Below are 21,198 nucleotides of genomic sequence, written 5' to 3'. Positions count from 1 at the left end.
TCTTTTATTTTAATTCTCTAATTGTTGTTTTAAAATTCTCTGAATTGTAGTTTGAAATATTTTTAATTGCAAATTTTTTACTTTTACTTAAATCTACATCTTGTAGGAAGTAAGCATTTGTTCTTGTTGTTCCTAAAAATACTTCTTTGCCGTCAACAATTTGATAGATTTCATATCTGTCACCTTTTGTTGAAGCTTCATTTCAATACATTCTAATATTTGCAAATTCTGAATCTGAAATTACATATTCAAAATTAATGTCATCAACAAATTCAATGTTTTCAGTTTTTGCTGATTTTGCTAAACTCATTTGACCTAAATCAATGAAAACACCAGACTGATCTTGGGTACCTTCAAAAATTAATCCAATTGATTTTAGGTTTTTTCCTGTAAATTCACTCAAGTTTGCACTTAAGTCATATCAGTTTTCTGAACCTTTAATAAATCCATTATTTACTGCCTCAACCACTTTTGAAGTATTGTCTGTAAATTCTAGATTAAACTTAACATCTAATGAATTATTTGAACTTCCAAGTAAGTCTTTTGCACCAGCAACTGCTGATAAATTAATTTGCATTACTTGATCTGTAATTGGAATGTCACCACTAAATAATTTAACCTTAGTTGTTCCATTTTCTTTTAAGGTTCCACCTTCATATTCACCATTTTCAGTACTATAATTGCTTGAAGCAAATCTCAAGGCATTTCCTTTACTAAAGGCTTTTGAATATGTGAAGTCCGCATCAAAATTATTACCTCCACCATTTTCAATAATTCATTGGTAGGTTGGCATGATGTCCATAACTCCACGATGATTTCAAATTGAATTTTCAATCATTTTACCTTCTTGGAAGTATTTTATTCCTTGACCTGTTGAGAAATTTGTGACAAATTCTGGATTGGTTAAAACTGTTCTTTCATTTATAACAGATCCAATTCCTGAACCGGCACCTGATTGCCCTAGTTTTGATGGATCACCAGTGGTTCCACTAAACATTTTTCTATCCAATTCTCTGAATTTTTGAGCAACATTAAGTGCTTTGTTAATACCAACTCCACCAACAGCACTTGTAAAGTCTTTGTAAGTGTCTGCTAGTGCAAATGTGGCTAAACCAGTGGCAAAGTCTAAATCATCACCATTTTCAACTTTTATTAATCTATCAAAGTTAATATCTCCACTTTCCACTTCTGATTTAGCTTTGTTAATGTTAATCATATTGTGGTTTTTTCAACGATATTTTTCTAGATCATTTGCTTTGATATATGCATCTGTGTCTGCTGCAATTGAAGGATTAAAGTCACTAATGTAGTTATTTGCTCCACCATCCAAGTAACCCTTTGCTAAATTTGTTTTACTGTTGTTATCAGCTAGGCCTCCATGGTCAGTGTACATTGTGATTTTTAGGTTAGAATTTTTTTCTTTAACCTTTTTCACATATTGTTTCATTACTTCTGTAACTTCTGCTTCATTAACAATTACAGAGGTTGCATTTGCTTCATTATTTCAAAGTCATCCATCAAATCCAAAATATTCAGCAACCTCAATTAGTCTGTCTACAATTTTGTAGTTTCCAGCACCATATTTTTCAAAGAATCTTGCTAATGTTTGCTCTGTTAAACCAAAGTAACCATCAAAGTAAATGATACCCATAATTTCTGTACCATTTTTATGTGCAGCATCAATAATATCTGCAGTTGGTAAAACTATGATACCTTCATTGATTGCTCCAGCTCAAGCTGTATACTGGTCAACATATTGTCAATTTGTAAAGTTGTAATTATCAAACTGGAAACTACCTTGGGCAGGAGTTCCTGAAGTATTTTTATTTACAACACCCATTGCATTATGTTGAACATTACCAGTTTTGTCTTGGACAGAGTTAGATCCTTCAGTTAGTTTTCTTTCTTGTAACTTAATTGATGCACGATTGTATTTTGCATCTTTATCAGTATTTGGATCATAATCTAAAAAACTGTTAATAAGGTCATCATTATCAGTATATCCAAAATCACTTTCGCTTTGACCGTTTGGCATTCAATATTTACCAAATGGTGTTCCACTATTTGACTGTCTTGTAATATCAGCCTTAGTTTTATATCCTGTGCTAAATTCACTTGTATAAGTTAGTTGACTTCCACTATTTTCAGCTGCTTTTGCACCTTTTCAAGTTTTTACATTACCATCAGTTTTTGCTTTTGCTGTACATGAAACTACTGAAATAGTTGAAGTTGCAACCAAACCAACACTTGCTAAAATTTTTAAATAACTGTTTAATTTTTTCATTTAATTATCTTTCTATCGGATTTCTCCGCATTATTATTTTAAAATTTTGAAAAATTAAGGCAATAGATTTTTTGGAACCATATTCCAAAAATGGAAAATTTTATATAATTTTCAATAAAAACCCCACAGTGCCCTAGTTTAATAAAAAACACAATACCTATGTCAAATTCTAGACTTTTATATTGTGTATCTATTTTATTTAGTTTGTGTAATCACTTAAAACCATTGCAGGAGTGTCTGCATGTAGTTTATTAAATTCAAAGAATTGATCCATGGACATTTCCATGTATTGCACTTCATTGGTTGCATTATTACTGTAAAGATCAAACCTTGATCTTTATAGCCATAATAACCAATTGTTTCTGGGTCATTAATTTTTGGGTCAACTGCAATTATTGTGTAAGTGCTTGTCTTACTTCCTTGTGTTACACTAAATTCTTTATTTTTAACATAAATTGTTGTGGTGTCATCAAGTGGATTTGTTTTTTCTCCTTGATGAACATATTTGTTGAAGTAATCTGCAAAACAATGAGCTGCGCTTAGTCTTCTTTCTCAATTGAAAGCATCTCCGACAATACCAATGTCTTTTGCTTCTTCAATTGTTTGAGCATTATCTGCTCTTTTCATTAAAGCTTCTATTCCACCTTCAGCAAGTTGAATAGCAAGTATTCCTCCATATATGAAACTCATTCCATTATTACTTTTAAATTTATCTATTGCATATTTAGTATTATCAAATTCATAAAGTCTACCAGAATTATTTACCAATCATTGGTAATCATCTTCTTTAAAGTTAGTAACTTGTTGTTCAGTTTTTGCATCATATAAAGCAAAACCGCTTCCACTTTTAAATAAGTACTTCCCAGTTAATGAATCACCTGTATGCAAAGCAATTGCATCATGCAATGAACTTGGCATTAAACCGTAAACTGCTCAATCATAAGTTGTAAGTCCATTTGCATAGGTATTTGAACTTCAAGCAGATTTTACTAATGCAGCTAAAGTGTCTATTGAATTTATAAGGTTTATTTCTAAATCAAACTCAGCACTACTGCTGATAAATTCGGCTCCAACTGTTACTTTACCTGAAACCTTTTGAACCCCCTTACCTGAACCACTAATCATTGCATTTGATTCAAAGAATATTTCTGATTCATAATTGGAATTTAAGTTTAATTCTTTTTTAATACTAAATTTTTTGGCACTAATTTCAGTATTGGTTCTAATCATTTCACTTCCATTTAATTTGTTTACTTCAACAAAGTTAAGTGCTGGAATATTTTCAAGACTAAAACCAATTGTTTTTTTAGTGTTTTCTTTATTAACTTCCACAATGATTTGACCATCAACCAATACAAATGAAGCTACTTTTATTTCAACACTTTCTCCTTCAAAATCTAACTTTAAATTTTCTTTTGCTTTTAAAAGGTCAATAATTTTTTCAGATAGCAATTTAATTTGTTCTGAATTCTTTTCAGCCAGCAACACATCAGTGTGCCCTAAGACATTGTCACTAATTAAATAGTTTCTAACTGCAATTGCAAGATCTGAATCAACTTCGAGATTTTTTAAAATTGATCCTTTACATGCAATAACACCATTTGAGGTTGCTGTTGTTAACCCAACTGCGGCTAATAAAGTTAATAGTTTTTTCATATTTTTAACCTTCTCTCATTAATTTTGGTTCTTAAATTATTGTTTTAAATTACTTTTACATTAAATGATACATTTTCAACTTCATCAAGTGATGATTGAACAACAATTTCTGCATCTCCAGTAGAAAACCCTGCTGTAATAGTGATTACACCATTGTCATCATACTCAGCACTTGCTATGAACATTGATAAAGATCCAACGCTGATCTCTCCTAAATTTTCATAATTCAAAATTGTAACAATAGCAGTTTTGTCTTCACTTGATGAAACTATTTCAATATTTTCAGCGCCTGCCAAAATAATTTTGGGTGTAGTATTTTCAAAAACTTCAATTGAAAATTACTTATTTTGTATTTCTCCAATTGAAGATGAAACTATAATTTCTGTGATTCCAACACCAACTCCAGTTAGTGTAATTGTTCCTGCAAATTCGCTAACTGTAGCTATGTCTGTGTTATTAGAAGTAACTAAGATTTCACCTAATTCAGTGTAATTTGAAATTACTACAGTTTTAGTTTTGTCTTCACTACTCAAATTAATTTTTACATCTTCAGCTCCATCTAGAATGATTTCAGGTATTGGTATTTGAGTGCTATCCAAAATTTGAACATTGAAAAACACATCCAACACTCCATCCACTGATGATGAAACTGTAATTTTAGCACTTCCAACACCAACTCCAGTTAGTGTAATTGTTCCTGCAGATTCAGATACTGAAGCTACATCTGTGTTATTAGAAGTAACTAAGATTTTTCCTAATTCAGTGTGATTTGAAATCGTTACAGCTTTAACTTTATTCTCATTAATAAGATCAATTGAAACATTCTCAGCACCAACCAAATTAATTGTTGGAACTTGTGGTGCTTCAAGATTTGTTGTTCCCGATTTAATTTTAACTACAATTTTTCCTAAAACTGTATTTTCATATTTTATAGTTATTTCCTCATTTATGTCTTGTGCAAGTGCTGTTGTAATTTCTTTTAAACCAATTTTAACATCTGTTTTTAAAGTGCTAGCATTGAATTTAGTAAGTTGACTGGTAGTAATAATTGACTTTCCTGTTGCTGCATTTGATTCAAATATTAAACTGTCCTTCCCTTCAATAAATTCAGCAATTGTAATATTTTTAACATCTGTTGATAATTTTTCATTTGATAATTCAATGGAATCAAATATTACCACCTCATCATTGTCACTACATGCAACAACCGTTATGCTTGTACTTGCAACTAATCCTGTTGCTGCTAATAATCCTAATAGTCTTTTCATAATTTTATCCCTCTCTTTTTGCTTTCTTTATACTATGTTTTACAATATTTAATATTTTTAAAGATTGTAGTTCTTTGTTAAAGACTATCTTATGTAACATGCTGCATAGTTCAAAGATAATTCTTTAATCACTCTTCAATTTTGATAAAACTTATTTTTCTAACTTTCTAATAGATCTCTTGCAAATCCCCTTCATTAAAGGTTGCTCAATTTTACAAGTCACCACTTATATATTTAAAATATTCAATAAATTATTAGCTTTGTAACATTTTTAACCAACTCAACTCAATTTGAATTAGCAGTAACTTTTGCATTGTTTAGTAAACAACTTTGACTATAATAATTGAAAAGATCTATAATTCAATATGTTAAATTATCTAACTAGTAATTTAACAATTTCATTTATTTTCTATTTTTGGGGTTTTACCCTCAATAAAATTTTATAATTTTTTACCGTAAAGTCAAAAATTTTTGGAGAATGATATTCCCACATTTGGTGTTGTAAAAAAAATAGACCCCTGAAGGTCTATTTTAATTTAACTATTAGTGTTTTAATTTCATTTTTCTTTAAGATCTCAGTTACTTGACTTTGTTCTTTTTCAAGAGCATTAGTTTCAAATAACTCATAATCATTTAGATGATTTTTTAAGTTAAAATCATTTTCACTTAAATTTGCAATCCTGCAAATTATGTGTTTTTCATCATATGAAAGTTTCAATGCAGAAACAACAACTCCAGTTGGAACATTTTTAAAGATATTTAGTGGTGCTGGTTGGTTATTTTTGCAAGCAACTTTTGCTCTTCAAAAAGTTTGTCCAATTCATAAGTAATCTGAAATATTTTGATTTTGATAAAAATCTGCATATGATAGTGAATCATAAATTTGGTTAGCATCAAAATCTTTATTTAACAATAAATCAAATTCAAATTTTAGTTCTTTATTTAAATTACTTTCTGGTGTTGCATGTGGGTAATCATTAATCCCACTAGCTCGACCAGGTCTAAACAAGAGATCTCTGCGCCCAATTAATGATACCCCCCTAAACAATGTTAGAGCAAGTTTATCAAATTTCTCACCAATTAATTCATATTCATTTAAGTCATTACTTTTAACTCCAATAATTTTGTTGTTATCAGTTTTTACATAAACAAATTTTGAAAAGTTTTCAATTGCAACTGGCATGTCTTTTCATTTCTCTGCTTCTCAAATTTGCATTTTTTCAGTTTCAAAAACTGGTCTTTCAATCAGTGACAAAGCTTGATCTGCAAATGAAGTTTTATTGCTTTGATTTGTATTTAAAACAAATCTTCAACGAATGTCTTTGGCTTCATTTTTCATATTAATTTTAAAATTAATAGTTTCATTAATTATTGCGATTGTCACTTTAACTGCTTGAGTGATTTTTACTTTTGAATTTAAATCTTCATTAACGCTATATTGTAATGAAGTTACAAGTTTTGAAACTTGAGTATCACTTTCAGTAAGACATTTTGCTGACTTGGGTGCCATAATTTCTTGAGCACCAATTTTTGGTGAAAAGTCATAAGTGTCACCAGCATCTTGAGTTGCTTCTAAATACAAATCATATTTTTTATTTTTACTTTTATCAGTAATTTCAAAAACATTATTGATAAACTTTACATCATAAAAACTATTACTAATTGAATTTGTAACATGTTTTTTTCTTAAAATATTTTTAAATGGTTTTTCTTCATCTTCAACTACTTGTAAAATTTTATAGCTAACTCCAGGAATTATCACTGAGTTTAGATTTACATTGTGAACATAAAATCCTTTTTCTGATGCATCATTTTTAATTTGAGAATCAGTTGAGATGATAAAATTACTTCTGTCAAAATAATCACTGTCGACTAAAGCATAATCAAGTTCTTTAGCTCCAGACATTATTTTAAAAACTTTTGACTTTGTAACAACTTTTATTTTTGTTGAAACATTTCTCTCATAAGGTAACAAGTTAAAAATTAATAGATCATTTTTTTCTAAATTAAGGTATTCTACAATTCTCTTTTTAATTAAAGTGTTTTGAGATTCTAACATGAAGATTGCTTTTTTAATTCTATTTAAAACTTCTCCATTAGCCTCATCGGTACAACTACCTCCAAGGCTGTCATGGGCATGTGATTCTAGCAGTAATCTCAATGCTTTTTGATAAATTTTTGTTGGGTATTTGCCTGTAAACTGGTGGTATAAAATTCCTAAAGGTTCAGCAACATTATATAAAAGATTTTCAGCATGTTTGTTTAAACTTTTTATATCATATCTTGATGAACCAATTGTTCGGTGAGTTCTTGAATATTTACCATATTTTAATTCACCTTGAATTTCATTAATTTCTGCATCATAATTTTTTATTAAGTCAGCAATAAAATTATCATAATAACTTAAGATCCATTCATTTTCATCATCAAGTTCATTTAAATATTTTATAAAAATTGGTAGCCATTCAATGACTGGACTTTGGTCTGAACCAAATGGGAAACATAACATGTTTGACTTGTTTCTTTTTTTCAAATTAATTAAATCATCACGTGAACCATCTTTAAATTTTGCTAAATATTCTTTGGCAAGTTCACGCATGTTTGAAGCATCTCAATTTTTATAAACAGAATTAAAAGCTCAGTAAGTTAAACCATAACCATATTTAAATAAGTTATAAAGATAAACTTGTGATCCATCAATTCCTGTTCATTTATTAAAAACATCAGCACCAATGTGGCTGTCATCAACACCTCTTCACTGAATGATGGCATCACAGTCATTGTGTTTTAAAATTTGGGGTAAATTAGAATTAAAACCAAATGAGTCTGGGGTGTAAGCTTGTTTTGCTGTAAAACCTAATTCTTTGGCAAAATGTTTTCCATAACTTAGGTTCCGGATTAATGACTCTCCTGATGTTGAAAACATATCAGGTTGTGAATATCATGGTCCGACAATTAGTTTCTTTTCAGTAATTAATCTCTTAATATGTTTATAGTCTTCAGGATAAAACTCTAGATAGTCATCAACAATTGATAACTGACTATCATAAATATGATGTGAAAATGAATCACTGTTATCAGCAATTTCTTTTAGTTTGGCAATGTTGTCGACTAAAAATACTGATGATGCTTCTTTTGTGAAGTATCATTCTTTATCTCAATGAGTATGCGGTACAAAATATATTTTCAATTTCTTGCTAGACATTTTTACTTTCCTTTTCTTTCATAGCATTTATTTTTTTAGTATATTCAATTTTCATTTCAATAAATTTTGAAATGTTTTCATTTTTTGTTTTTAAATATTTTTCTTTAGCTGCTTTGTTTTTTGCATTGAACTCATCAATGATTTTCATGGCATCGCTCTTGTTAATATTTTCTTCATTTAGTTTTGCATTTTTATAGACTTTATTTTCTTTAAGAGTTTCTTTTAACTCAGTTTTTAATTTTGCATTAGCTTTAATTAAATTAAAACCAATTGAATCTTGAATTGCTAATTTTCTAGTTCTATTTAATTTTGGTGAGATTAAAAATCTTGCAGAAAATTTTGGAATTTTGGCATCATTAAAGATTAATGATTTTTTAAATTCTAAATCATGATTCTTTTTCAGAACAGCAGATTTTAATTTATCATAATTTTTACTATTAAGCTTTGACTCTAATAAGAAATTATTGTAAATAATTTTCTCATCATAGTATTTTCTTAAATCACTTTGAGCAAACTTAATACTTTGAATATGCTCTTGTTTTTTTTGTAAGTGACTTATAGTATCTTCAACTTTTGAAATTTTTGTATTTAAATTTGAAATATTTTTTTCAATTTTACTGTTATTTTTATTATCCTTAGTTAATTGTAGTTCAAGTTTTGATTTTTGATATTCTAGTTTTGCTTTATCATGTTCAGTATTTTCTAGTTTAGTAAAGTTAGAGTAAATTTGACTTAATTTTAATTTACTTGCATCTCTGTATTTTTGCAAGTTCATCAATGATGAACGAGTATTTCTAATTTTTTCATTCTCTGTAAAGTTTTGAATTGCTTTTTTAGTTTCTAAATTATTTTCAACAGTTATATTTAACTGTGAAACTGGATCAAAGAAATGAATTTTGTTTAAGTCAATAGCAAATTCAATTTCTTTGGTTCCACTTTTATTCATAATTGAATATTCATAAAAAGGAATTTTTACAGTTAAGATTTTTTTGTTAGTTGTTTCATCTTTTGTATTAACTCCAAACAAGTTAACTTCTGAACCCATAACTTCTTCATTTGAAATTTTTAATTTAAATACTGTTTCTGGATAAGTTAATTTTGTAGCTTCATTAAACTGAATATCAGTTGGACGAACTCCTAAAATAATTTCTTTATTTTCATAAACATCTAACTTACTCATCATAACTTTTGGTACTGAAAAATTAAATCCACAACCAGCAAAGACACCTTTAGCATAGGTTCCTTTTATTAAATTAATTTGGGGAGTACCTATAAATTTTGCGACAAATAAATTAGCTGGTTTTAAAAAGATTTCATCTGGTTTTCCAACTTGTTGGACAAAACCATCATTCATAACAATAATTCTGTCAGCCATTGTCATGGCTTCAATTTGATCGTGAGTTACATAAATAATATTTGTTTTTAAATCTCTATGTAAATTTTTAATCATGATTCTCATTTCTTGACGCAAGGCTGCGTCCAAGTTACTTAATGGTTCATCCATTAAAAATATTTTTGGTTTTCTAACAATTGATCTTGCTAGGGCAACTCTTTGACGTTGACCTCCAGATAATTCTTTTGGTTTTCTTGAAAGTAAATGAGATAGCCCTAATTTTTTAGCAGCACCATTAACTTTATCACTAATTGTAAACTTATCATATTTTCTTAATTTTAAAGAAAATGCAACATTGTCATAGACAGTCATATGGGGATACAAAGCATAACTTTGAAAAACCATTGAGATGTCTCTGTCTGCTGGTGAAATTAAGTTAACAACTAAGTCATCAATTCAAAATTCACCTCGACTAATATTTTCTAAACCAGAAATCATACGTAAGACTGTAGATTTTCCACATCCACTTGGTCCTACTAAAACAATAAATTCTTTGTCAGCAATTTCTACATCGAAATTACAAACTGCATGAACTCCATTGGGATAGACTTTATTTATATTTTTTAATTTTAACTTTGACATTTTTTACCTTTCTATAATACAAATTTAATATCTTTTGTTTTTTTACCTCTAAAGTATATGAATAAAACCAGGAAGGAAAATAATAACCCTCCAATTGCTAAGATCAATAAACCATAGAGAATATTAAATTTAAAAAGTATTGAAACTAGTATTGCCACAATACTTGGGCAATTCATGCTGTATGTTGTTATAGCACAACATCCAAAAAAACTTAAACTTCTTTTTGCAAACTTGCAAATTAACCAGCTGATAAAAGCAAACAAAACAATGTAGACAAGTAAGTAGCCAAAAATTGTTAAGTAAAACATTAAGGTAACCATTGGTAGTCAATCATACTTAGTGATATCCATAAAAAAATTAATCATTTTTCTTCAATCAGATTTGGTACTCAAATCATAATTGACTAACTTTGATTCCAAATATGGAACTGGTTTAAAATATTTTGAGTAATTATTTGTTTTAATTACCATTGATTTTTCATTAAAGATGAAGATATTTTCATCAACAGCATCTTTTCTTAAATCTTCATGATTGTAAATTGTGAAGTCTAACTTAAATTGTTTGGCTTCATAATCTTCAACATAATTAAAATGTAATTGATATTTTTCATTGTAAACTAAATCTGTTCTATTAATTTCTTGATCACCAATAAAATAATCTAGCTTTAAATTTTCGGTATCGACTTTTGAATTCTCTCCTAAAAAAATCTTCATTCGATCCACTAATTTCTCATCAACTTGATCATAAATTTGATTTTCAGAAATCACTATGCCTTGATTTCCTCAATAATAACTTTGTAATTCATTTAAGTTATTTGGATCTGAGATAAATCTGACTTTAATAAGTTCAGACATATATGAGAATGAATTAATTTCTTCATCAGAGCTTTCTTTTTTTATTAATAAACCTTGTTGGTTTATTTCATATTGAGGCAATTGTTTTCCTAAAGCAATAAGGTTTGACATGTTTCAGGTATTAAATCATAAAATCAGCACCCAAAAACTAACTAGAGTTAAAGTAAAAACAACAATATATAAAATATTTCAATATCATTTAATGTACTTTGTGTCAATGATAGCAGTTGGGCTGTAAAATGTTTTCACAAAATTCCTAAATCAATTTTTCATTAAATCGCACCTACTCCTAAAAGGACTCCAAAAATAATTAAGATTATAATTATTAGTGCAAAAACAATTGTTCAAAAAATTGTAGTTTCTTTTGAAAATGATAATCCAAACATTATTGCACCTCCTTTTTGTTAATTTTAATGCTTTTGTTCATTCACTTGACAATAGTTAAATTGAACCAAAACACAATTGCAATTGAGGTGAGGGCAACTCAAACTGTTCATCATTTGACTTTAATGATTTGGTTATTTGCATCAATTCAAGAAAAATTAAAGTAAGCAACTAATCATAAGATTAAACAAATAACAATTTGAATTAAAAATGGTACCAGAGCCTTGGCAAACCAATGCTCAAACAATAGTCCAAAGTACATACTTGAAGACAAAGCTCAGTAAATAAGAATAAAAGTTGTTAAATCTATTCTATCTTTAAAATACCACCAAAAATCTCCTTTTTGTATCAGTTGAAAACAACTAATTAGGATTAAAAAGGCTGCATTTGCTATTACATTTATGAAAATGTTTTCATAAAAATCAAATACTTTTAACATTCAAGCTTGAACTGCCAAGTAAATTGGAATTCCCACAATCAAAACTGGTTGAAAGAAAGGAATGTGCATAATAATATATTGGCACAGAAAAGAAACCAATAAGAGTAATGTTGCAAAGGTTTTTTTTAACATATCCTAACCTTTTGAACCTCCTTGCACCAAACCACTAGTGATTTGTTTATTAAGTGCCATAAATAAAAGTACAAATGGCACAGCAATCATTAGTGATCCTGCATTATAAGTCGTTTCTTGAGACTCACCGTAATACCCTCCCATTAATAAGACTCTTAGTCCCATTGGGACTGTTCAATCAGTCACACTACTTGTAGCTGCTTGTAAAATAACTCCTGATAAAATAAACTCAGAAAAACCAGCCATAAATGCTCATAGTGCTTGAATTGCTAAAATAGGTTTGGCAAGTGGAATAATTATTTTCCACAAAATTTTAAAGTTACCTGCTCCGTCAATTTTTGCAGCTTCATCTAAATCTCTTGGAATTGAATCTAAATAACCTTTTAATAAATAAGTATTTCAAGGTATAGCACCCCCAGCATAAGCAAAAGCTAAAAATAAGTAAGCTACATATTTTGCCACTGCTTCACTATTGGTAGGATTAAATAATCTTGAAAAATAGTCATATAAAGTAATTGAAGCAGTTAGTGCAGCCACTGTAGGGACCATTTGAATTACTAGTAGTAAAATTAAAGCATGTTTTTTTCCTCTAAAGTTAAATCTTGAGTAAGCATAACCTGAAAAAAGAGTAAAAATAACTTGTAAAATAATTGTAAATAATGCCACAAACAAAGTATTTAGCATTCATGATACAAAAGGATACTTGCTTGGGTTACTTAGCAAGTAAGAAAAATGTTCTCAACTGGCATTATCTGGTCATCAACTTTGGGTATCTGGATATTTTCCAGGAGTAAAAGCTGAACCAATAACAAATAAAATTGGGTAAATTACAATTGCTACCATTATAAATAAGAATAAATAGTGCAATAAAACAATTGGTGTTTTTGCTCCAACTTTTTTATAGTATTGTTTTCTGATTTCTTTTGAATCATCTAACTTGAGAGCATTACTAATAAAATATTTTAATTTTTCCATTACATCATATCCATTTCTTTAAATGATCTTGATTTAGTAAATTGGATTACCCCAATTACCATTAAGAATATTGCTAAGAAAATGCCAATTGCTGCCCCAAGTGCATATTCTGCAGCTTGGGAATTTGCATTGACATCATTTAACCCAACCAAGTTATAAATTCATGAAAGTAATATATCAGTTTGACCAGCATATGATGCCCTTAAACTTGTATCTAAAAATGCCGGGCCGCCTTGATTGAATAAGTATATTACTCCAAAGTTGTTGAAGTTTCCGGTGTACTGCATAATTAAAATTGGACCAGTGGTTAAAAAGACCATTGGTAGTGTAATTTTACTAAACTTATGTCTACCTTTTGCTCCATCAATATCTGCAGCCTCATATAAATCTTGAGGAACAGATTGTAAAACAGCAGTTGTTAATAAGAAAATAAATGGGAAGGCTAATCAAGTTTGAATCATAATTAAAGCCATCTTAGTAAATGTTCCTTCTGCTAACCATTGGATTTTTTGAGGATCTGTCATTCCAAACATCTTTAAAATCATATTGTTCATAGCTCCATAAGTTGGATTGAAAAAACCTTTAAAAGACATGATTAATAAAAATGCCGGAATTGCATAAGGTAGCAAAAAGATAATTTTAAATTCTAATTTACCTTTGATAAATTTTTTGTTTAAAATAACTGCTATTAACATTCCCAATGAAATTTGCAAAGTTGTTGCCAATAAAGTTCAAATAATATTTCATTGTAAAACAACCAAAAATGCTTTTCCAAAAATGTCACTTGTAAACATTTTCTTATAGTTAAACCAACCAACTCAACCAATTAATACTGCAGGAGTTTTATTTTCTCCTGAATATGAAGTGAGCGAGATCATAACTGTAAATAAAACAGGTGTAAAAATAAAGAAAATTGAAATTACTACTGCTGGAATCAACAGTAAGTATGGGAATGATTTTTCTTTAATGATTTTAAATTTATCTTTAAAATCACTGGGCATTTCATTGAATTCAATCAAAAATGCAGCTCTTTTTACATCATACATTTGAATTAAGTATGCTGCCACAAGAAAAATAATTAGAAAAATTGAAAATATTCCTCTAACTAAAATTTCAAGTGAGTTATCAAACATAATTCCTCCTTGATTTCCAATTCAAGAAGTTACTTTATCATAAATTTCTTTTGAACTTTCAGTTCAACCATCATACCCTAAAGCACCAGTTTGAGAATGATCAAGTCCTCTTACAAACATTGTACTAATGTTGGGAGCTGAATAAATCGCCACAAACACTGATAATATAGCAACAATTGCAACCACAAAGGCTGCTTTTACATATTGCTTGTTTAGGACTTGACCAAATCCAGGAATTAAACCAAATCAAATTTTCCTTCCTGGACTTAATTTTTCATAAAAGTTTAAAAAACCTTTTTTATCTGAACTACTGGTATTCATCATTTCATCCACTTGATGATTTAGGGTCAAGTGCTTTAACTCATCTTTCTACATAAGATTTAACATTTGTTGCTTTAAAATCATCAAGTTTATTTGTTTTTGTAGCAGCATATAGAGCACTAATTGCTGATGAAAATTCACCTAAAAAACTTGTTCATGCTGGATATGAAGGAATAATTGTTCCTTGTTCAGCATTAATGATTGCTTGTTTCATTCCGCTAACTCAATATTCAACATATTCAGTGTCAATATAGGGTTTGTCAACATCAATTGGATCAAAGAATTCTTTAAGTTTTTGATTTTTTTGATCTTCAGTTAATGATTCATCATTAACAATTGCATCTAATTCAGTTTCAATTGTTTCAAATGATGAAGAGTCAAACATCATACCTCTTGAGTTTTTCATTCAAGTATAACTTGATTCTTTTCTTGCAAGGTATTGCAAGAATGCCATTGAAATTTCTTTATGTTTTGCAAGTTGATAAGTTCCCAATCCACCAATCATCATCAATGGATTTGACTCATTTTCTTGATTTCATTTGATGGCTTGTCCGTATTTTAGTTCAACATTACCATTTCCATCAGTTAATGAACCATGTGGTTTAAACTCTTTTGCTGCTCCTGACATATCTCAAGTTGCAGTGTTTCACAAGAATAAGTTTCCTTTACCAAATTCACCTTTTAAAATTTTTGCATTGGCTTCATAGTCAGGTAATTCTCTATTTTTTGAATAGTAGTTGTCAATTAATCAATTGAAAATATCTGTTCAATGTTTTTCAAACTCTTTACGCAAGTATTCACTTGATTTTCCTTTTATTACATCATAAAAAGCATCACCTGATGAGTCAAGAACTTTAATTTGATCTTTTGTGTAGTATTCACCTGGTTGCCCTTCAACTTCAATTTTTGGTAATTCCATTAAGAAGGCAGAAGTTACAAAGTCTGCTTTAAAGTCATTAAAAAAGAGCTCATTGTTTCACTGTCTTTGAGATGCTGATGTTGCTGTAAACTTACCTGACTCTACTTGTTTTGTGATTAATTCACGAGCATCAAAATTAAATGCACCATTAGAATCAACTTCTGCAGTTGGAATTGCTTTTTGTAAGTCTCCCATTTTTTTCATGTTAATTTCTGTCATGTTAGTTTGGAATGTTGATGGTCAGATATAATCAAATCTACATTTTTTCCTTGTTGGTTTTCATAAATTGCAATGTCATCAATTGCAGTTTTACTTACTGGTTTTCCATAAGTGTCATCATCAGCACTATTTCATGCTGCTTTTACTGTGTCAACAAAATCTCCCCATTCTGTTGCCATAACTTTACCATTTGGGGCGATCATTTTTTTATCTTCGATTTTAACTCCCAAACCACTTAAATCTTTGCTGGCTGTACCATCTAATTTAATGTCATTTAAATTAGTCATAGCTTTTGTACTGTGCAAGTTTCCAATGTAGTCATGTGGCATGTTGTATAAGTCGGTTTTTACCATTCTTGGGTTACTTACCATCAGTGATGAAATACTTTTCATATCAACTGGTTGAGATTTTATTTTAAATCCATCTAAACCATATTCTTTTAAAAAGTCTTCACCAATAATTTGTAGAGCTTTTGCATCATTTTCACCATCAGCATAAATGGTTAATGTATCTGCTCTGTTATCACCACCACAAGCTACAGTTAATGCAGCTGGGGTAGTAATTGTTAATGAAAAAAATAGCTTCAATAATTTTTTCATTCGATACCTCTTTCTACCGAATATCAATTCGCATTTTTATTTTATAATTATTTGAACAAAAAATGGAATTAATTATTGGAATGTCATTCCAAATTGATATTTTTTGTAAAAAAATGCCTATTAATGGTGTTTGGGTTTCAATAAAAAAATCCCAATAAATATTGGGATTAAAATCAGGTTTGCTTTACTATAATTCAGCAATTAGTAGGTTTGAAATTTCAACACTTAGACCAAATTTATTTATGAATAAATCTTTTAGACCTTGTCCATAAACAATCATTTTCATTTCTACACTTTGAGGATCTGTTTTGTTTCAATAACAAATTCCAGATTTTAGAACTTTTAACATTGCTTCTCTCTTTGTGTTTTTTGAAATGGCTAGCAGTAATGGTGTGAAGATTCTTTCATTAAATGTTAATTTTGATAAAGGGTTTCTACCAACTCGATCTAAATTATCATCAATCTTTTTATTTAAAAATCTTTCAATTGTTTTTTCACCAAATTCTTTTAGTTGCAGCTTTAATGTTTGATTGTTATCTGAAATTGCACAAGCAATTTCATCAATGTACTGATCTATAAATTCTAAAGTTTTAGAATTTTGCAAAGCTTCATAAACAGTTTTGACAACTTCAAAGTTGTCTTGATTAAATTGATACCATGCAATGGCACAGTGAACTCCATTTAATAAGCATAATTTTTTTTCAATTTCATTTTCAAGGTTTTCAACATAAGTTAACCCTTGAATTTTTGAAAAAGTTTGAGGTCACTGTAAATTGTCACATATTCAAGTGTAATATTTTTCTGCAAATAGTGTATTTGCAGTTAAGAAATTTTGATTTGGTATAATTCTATCGATAATACAATCTACAAAACTAATCTTTTCATCATTTACTTGTAATAATTCTTTGAAATATGAACTAACTCTGTTACCATTTTCACAACAAATTATGATTTTTGGTTTTTCATTAATTGAAATTACATGTTTTACACTATCAACAATTTTACTCAAATTAACTTGTCCAACTGAAGTTGTAATGATATCAACATCTTGAATTAAAGTTTTTCCTTCTTGGGTAAATAACTCTGAACTTGAAATTATTTGAAAGTTAGTTAGTTTTAAATCTTCTTTTGCATCTTTTGTGAATAACTCTAGATTAATTTGTCTCTTTGTTTTTAGATGATCAACTAAGTTTTGATCATTGTCAACAAAAATAAATTCTTTTATTTGAGGTGAAGCTTTTAAAATTGGTAAAATTAAACCCTTACCAATATTTCCAGCACCAAAGTGAACTACTTTCATTATAATTCCCCCTCTAAAAAAGCATTAACCTTTACAATGGTAGGATTTGTTAACAACTCTGTAAATGCTGTTTCATTCATTGAATTAATTGCAATGTTTTGTAAAGTTTCAAGTTGTTGGTCTCCAACCAAAGCAAGTGCAATAATTAAACTAACTTCGCTTTCATCTCAAAGAATTGGGTTTTTTAAATGTCAAAAAAACATTTTAGATTCAGTCAGCAACTTACTTGCTTCATAAGTTCCATGTGGAATTGCAATTTGGTTTCCTAAATTAAAACTTGCTTGTTTTTCTCTTTCAAAAATTGAATCAAGATATTTTTGAGGTACCTCTGAATTGCTCATTGTTTTTAAAACACTTTCAAGTGCTTCAGTTTTATTTTTAAATTGACAATCTAATTTAATATTAAGGTTTGACATTACATTACTTGGCCTCCTGTAATATTTATTGATTGACCAGTACAATAACTTGCTTTATCAGAAGAATAAAATTCTAAAACATTAAACACATCATCAAAACTGCATCCTCTAGCTAGTGGAACTTTATCAATGTAATATTGTTTTACTTGATCCTCAGGAATATTTAATTTTTTTGCATATTGAGGTACTAAAGATTCAAACATTTCTGAGTCTAATAAGTTTCCTAACATTAAAGCATTAACTCTGATGTTGTGTGGAGCAAGGTCTAATGCTAGACTTTGAGTTAATCCAACCCCACCAAATTTTGCAGCTGAGTATCCTGAATTATGTTTGGACCCCACTCTTCCTGATTTTGAATTAATTTGAATAATACTTCCTTTAGTTTTGTTTTGAATAATAATTTGAGCACTATATTTTGCTACTAAAAAATAACCCAAGAGATTGATTTGTCAACATTTTTCAAATCAAGCAGTTTCAAACTCAGTAATCATTTTTGAAACTGCATAACCAGCATTATAAACCACAATATCTAATGTTTGAAAAGTGGCACTAATTGATTTAAATGCACTTGCAACAGATTGTTCAGAAGTTAAATCACAATCATAAGTTGCTATTTTTGGATTTTCAGTTTTTAAAATTTTCAAATTTTTTGCATTATTGTCCAGGACAATAACTTGATAATCTTTACTTAGGAATTTTAAAGCTAGAAATTTTCCTAAACTTTTTGCACCCCCAGCAATTAAGACATTTTTTTTCACAAATTCTATCCTTTCTCTACTTTTTCAGGTAGTAAGTAGGCAAACAAAGCATCATAAACACCTTTACCCATAAATTTATCAATCTTATATACAAAAGCATGTGGTGATCTTTGTTTTGCAAAATCTACAAAATTTTGCATTGTGACAATGACATCAAAACTATCATCTAAGTCTTTTACTGCAATATTTGAAACTTTAATTTCAAGATTATTTTGTTTTACAAATTTGGCAATTACTCCACTTGCCATTGCACTTGATCCCATTCCAGCTTCACAAGCAACAACAATTGATTTAACATTTGCTCAGCTAAAGTCTTTATTGTTTGCTAAAACTGGTTTTTCTTCATTGTTGCTAAATGTAATACCTTCATCACTGATTGTAAATCCTGTGCTAGCATCAGCTTTGTTTCTATTTTTATCACTTAATAAAATTGGGGTAGCAACTCCAAAGGCAATTCCAGCTCCAACAGCAAATGATAATAAATTAATTAATAGTGCTTGCACTCCTGGTGACAAAGCAATTAAAGCAATTATGCTACCTGGACTTGGTGTAGCAATTGTCCCTCCACCAAAGTAACTTGTAATAAATTGTGCTCCCACAACTCCAGCCATTGTTGCTAAAACCATTTTTGGTTTTGATAAAATGAAGACAAAATACACTTCATGTATTCCACCAATGGTGTGGATTAAAGTTGAACCTGCAGCATTGTATCTGCTTTCTCCTTTTGTAAAGACAATGTATGCAATTAACATTCCCATTCCAGGTCCTGGATTTGGGTCAAATAAGAAGAAGATACTTCTTGGGTTTGCTACACCATTTTGAGTTTGTAAAGCAATTTCGTTATAACCAATTGGTCCTAAAACCCCATGGTTTAAAGCATTGTTTAAAAAACTTACTTTAATTGGTTCTGTAAAAATCCCCATTAATGGTGCAGCTCATTTGTTATCACCAAATAATTGAATTATTTGCATCATTACTCAAGTAATTCCTCACATAACTCATCCTCAACCAAAGAAGACAATTGAACAAAAAACTATTCCTAAAATTGCTGTTCCAAAGTTTTTGACTAACATGTCAAAACTTTTATTAATTTTATTGATGTATAATTTTTCAACATATTTTAAGAATAATGCAGAAACTGGACCCATTACCATTGCACCAATAAATTGATTTGGACTTCCAGGGTGAGTTCCATCTGCTAAGGTAATGAATTCTCCATAGATTCAATCTGTTCCTACAATTGTTCCTAACATTACAAATGTAGCAAACATACCTCCTCTTATTCCATAAATTAATTTACCCCCATTAAAAGCAATTAATATTGGTAGTAATCATTTAATTCCTGGTTCAATTAATTTCCCCAACATCGGGGCATTAAATCAACCTAAGTTTTTATTTGCATCATAGTCATATAAAAACATTGATGTTCATAAACCTCATGCCAACAATATTCCGACTGAAGGCATAATCATTCCAGCCATAAAAGCACCCATTTTTTGGATCTTTAGTTTAAAGTTCTTTGCTTTTAGACTTTTATGTTTAACATTTAAGTTTCCAGTTTGATTTATTTGTTTTTCCATAATTTATAATTTTTCCTTTCACAATTACATTGTACCCAAAAATTTCTAAAAAACAACGGAAATAGTGAAAATATCACATTATAATTTGAATTATTACGCTAATAGTGTTGTTTATAGAATAATCAGCTTCTGGGAACCCAATTCCAAATTGATGATTTATAATAATAAATGATAGAAAAAACATGAGGTAAAAAATGAAAAAAATCCTTAACCTTTCGCTGGTACTAATGAGTTTTAATCTAGTCACCAACACTGTTGCATGCCTAGATCCAGGAAATGATCCCTATGAGTATTTACCTAGTAGAATTTCAGGAAATTATGAGAACTTAATTAGTAAATCTGACCCAATAATCTTCAAAGAGGAAGAAAACACCAAAATTGACTGGAGTCCACTAGTTATTGATGCTATAAAATCATTTGCCAGTGACAAATTTGAAAATGAAAAATTTTGACACTTACGCAATCAGTTTGTTGATGAATACACCTTTAACAAACAATTTTCAGAAACTATCACTTTCAATTACCAAAATTCAGTTTTCAAACAAAATGAAGTTCTTAAACTTGATGAGAATGAACTAGTTGATATTATTAGAGTTAAAAATTATAATTTAGACCCAGATATTGAAGAAAATCAACTACATTTTAAAGAGATAGTCTTAGAAAAATATAAATTTGAAACTACTGAAGGTAATCTTGGCCAATACAATAACTTAAATTCTACCAAGGAAATTAAGAACCTTTATATAAACAATATTGACACCAAAAATCTAGGCATATAAAA

Annotated in this window: 16 protein-coding genes and 1 pseudogene; 1 reads left to right on the top strand and 16 read right to left on the bottom strand. The window is 29.1% G+C overall.

The genetic code is table 4. From position 1 onward, the window contains the following. Window positions 1-4: 4 nt before the first annotated feature. The 16 genes and pseudogenes from SCLAR_RS00735 to SCLAR_RS00660 form a co-directional block, all read right to left on the bottom strand. The gene (locus tag SCLAR_RS00735; RefSeq protein WP_100254042.1) at window positions 5-2,284 is read right to left on the bottom strand and encodes an endo-beta-N-acetylglucosaminidase; all 2,280 of its coding nucleotides are present in this window, start codon (window positions 2,282-2,284) and stop codon (window positions 5-7) included. 216 nt (window positions 2,285-2,500) lie between these two features. Beyond that, window positions 2,501-3,940, bottom strand: a complete 1,440-nt coding sequence (locus SCLAR_RS00730; protein WP_100254041.1) for a lipoprotein — start codon at window positions 3,938-3,940, stop codon at window positions 2,501-2,503. Window positions 3,941-3,984: 44 nt separating this feature from the next. Then, window positions 3,985-4,236 carry a hypothetical protein gene (locus SCLAR_RS00725; protein ID WP_100254040.1) on the bottom strand — a complete coding sequence of 84 codons (252 nt, stop codon included), beginning with the start codon at window positions 4,234-4,236 and terminating at the stop codon, window positions 3,985-3,987. A gap of 42 nt (window positions 4,237-4,278) precedes the next feature. Next, window positions 4,279-5,208, bottom strand: coding sequence for a lipoprotein (locus SCLAR_RS00720; RefSeq protein WP_100254039.1), 930 nt, complete (start codon window positions 5,206-5,208; stop codon window positions 4,279-4,281). Window positions 5,209-5,734: 526 nt separating this feature from the next. Continuing rightward, window positions 5,735-8,413 (bottom strand): glycoside hydrolase family 38 N-terminal domain-containing protein, encoded by a 2,679-nt coding sequence (locus SCLAR_RS00715; protein ID WP_169921828.1) that lies wholly within the window; start codon window positions 8,411-8,413, stop codon window positions 5,735-5,737. 859 nt (window positions 8,414-9,272) lie between these two features. Then, a pseudogene (locus SCLAR_RS07335) lies at window positions 9,273-10,388 on the bottom strand (ABC transporter ATP-binding protein); the annotation flags it as partial. 11 nt (window positions 10,389-10,399) lie between these two features. Then, entirely contained in the window at window positions 10,400-11,515 is a 1,116-nt protein-coding gene (locus tag SCLAR_RS00705) for a DUF1189 family protein (protein WP_100254036.1), read from the bottom strand. Window positions 11,516-11,627: 112 nt separating this feature from the next. Next, on the bottom strand, window positions 11,628-12,197 hold the full coding sequence (locus SCLAR_RS00700; protein WP_100254035.1) for a hypothetical protein: 570 nt from the start codon (window positions 12,195-12,197) through the stop codon (window positions 11,628-11,630). Window positions 12,198-12,200: 3 nt separating this feature from the next. After that, window positions 12,201-13,172 carry a sugar ABC transporter permease gene (locus SCLAR_RS00695; RefSeq protein WP_100254034.1) on the bottom strand — a complete coding sequence of 324 codons (972 nt, stop codon included), beginning with the start codon at window positions 13,170-13,172 and terminating at the stop codon, window positions 12,201-12,203. Further along, window positions 13,172-14,629, bottom strand: a complete 1,458-nt coding sequence (locus tag SCLAR_RS00690) for a carbohydrate ABC transporter permease (protein ID WP_100254033.1) — start codon at window positions 14,627-14,629, stop codon at window positions 13,172-13,174. Before SCLAR_RS00690 ends, SCLAR_RS00695 begins: the two co-directional genes overlap by 1 nt. Then, window positions 14,613-15,749 (bottom strand): hypothetical protein, encoded by a 1,137-nt coding sequence (locus SCLAR_RS00685; protein ID WP_100254032.1) that lies wholly within the window; start codon window positions 15,747-15,749, stop codon window positions 14,613-14,615. The genes SCLAR_RS00690 and SCLAR_RS00685 overlap by 17 nt, the downstream gene beginning before the upstream one ends. After that, the gene (locus tag SCLAR_RS00680; protein WP_100254031.1) at window positions 15,662-16,363 is read right to left on the bottom strand and encodes a type 2 periplasmic-binding domain-containing protein; all 702 of its coding nucleotides are present in this window, start codon (window positions 16,361-16,363) and stop codon (window positions 15,662-15,664) included. Before SCLAR_RS00680 ends, SCLAR_RS00685 begins: the two co-directional genes overlap by 88 nt. A 187-nt stretch (window positions 16,364-16,550) precedes the next feature. After that, complete coding sequence (locus SCLAR_RS00675) at window positions 16,551-17,663, bottom strand: mannitol dehydrogenase family protein (protein WP_100254030.1); 1,113 nt, start codon at window positions 17,661-17,663, stop codon at window positions 16,551-16,553. Then, complete coding sequence (locus SCLAR_RS00670) at window positions 17,663-18,079, bottom strand: PTS mannitol transporter subunit IIA (protein ID WP_100254029.1); 417 nt, start codon at window positions 18,077-18,079, stop codon at window positions 17,663-17,665. The genes SCLAR_RS00675 and SCLAR_RS00670 overlap by 1 nt, the downstream gene beginning before the upstream one ends. Beyond that, window positions 18,079-18,837, bottom strand: coding sequence for a sorbitol-6-phosphate dehydrogenase (gene srlD / locus SCLAR_RS00665; RefSeq protein ID WP_100254028.1), 759 nt, complete (start codon window positions 18,835-18,837; stop codon window positions 18,079-18,081). The genes SCLAR_RS00670 and srlD overlap by 1 nt, the downstream gene beginning before the upstream one ends. A gap of 5 nt (window positions 18,838-18,842) precedes the next feature. Next, the gene (locus SCLAR_RS00660; RefSeq protein WP_100254027.1) at window positions 18,843-20,417 is read right to left on the bottom strand and encodes a PTS transporter subunit EIIC; all 1,575 of its coding nucleotides are present in this window, start codon (window positions 20,415-20,417) and stop codon (window positions 18,843-18,845) included. Window positions 20,418-20,611: 194 nt separating this feature from the next. Here SCLAR_RS00660 and SCLAR_RS00655 point away from each other — a divergent pair, with 194 nt between their 5' ends. Then, window positions 20,612-21,196 carry a hypothetical protein gene (locus SCLAR_RS00655; protein WP_100254026.1) on the top strand — a complete coding sequence of 195 codons (585 nt, stop codon included), beginning with the start codon at window positions 20,612-20,614 and terminating at the stop codon, window positions 21,194-21,196. The last annotated feature ends 2 nt before the right edge of the window (window positions 21,197-21,198 follow it).

This window comes from Spiroplasma clarkii, assembly GCF_002795265.1.
Taxonomy (GTDB): Bacteria; Bacillota_I; Bacilli_A; order Mycoplasmatales; family Mycoplasmataceae; genus Spiroplasma_A; species Spiroplasma_A clarkii.
This window is presented reverse-complemented; position numbering and strand designations above follow the sequence as displayed.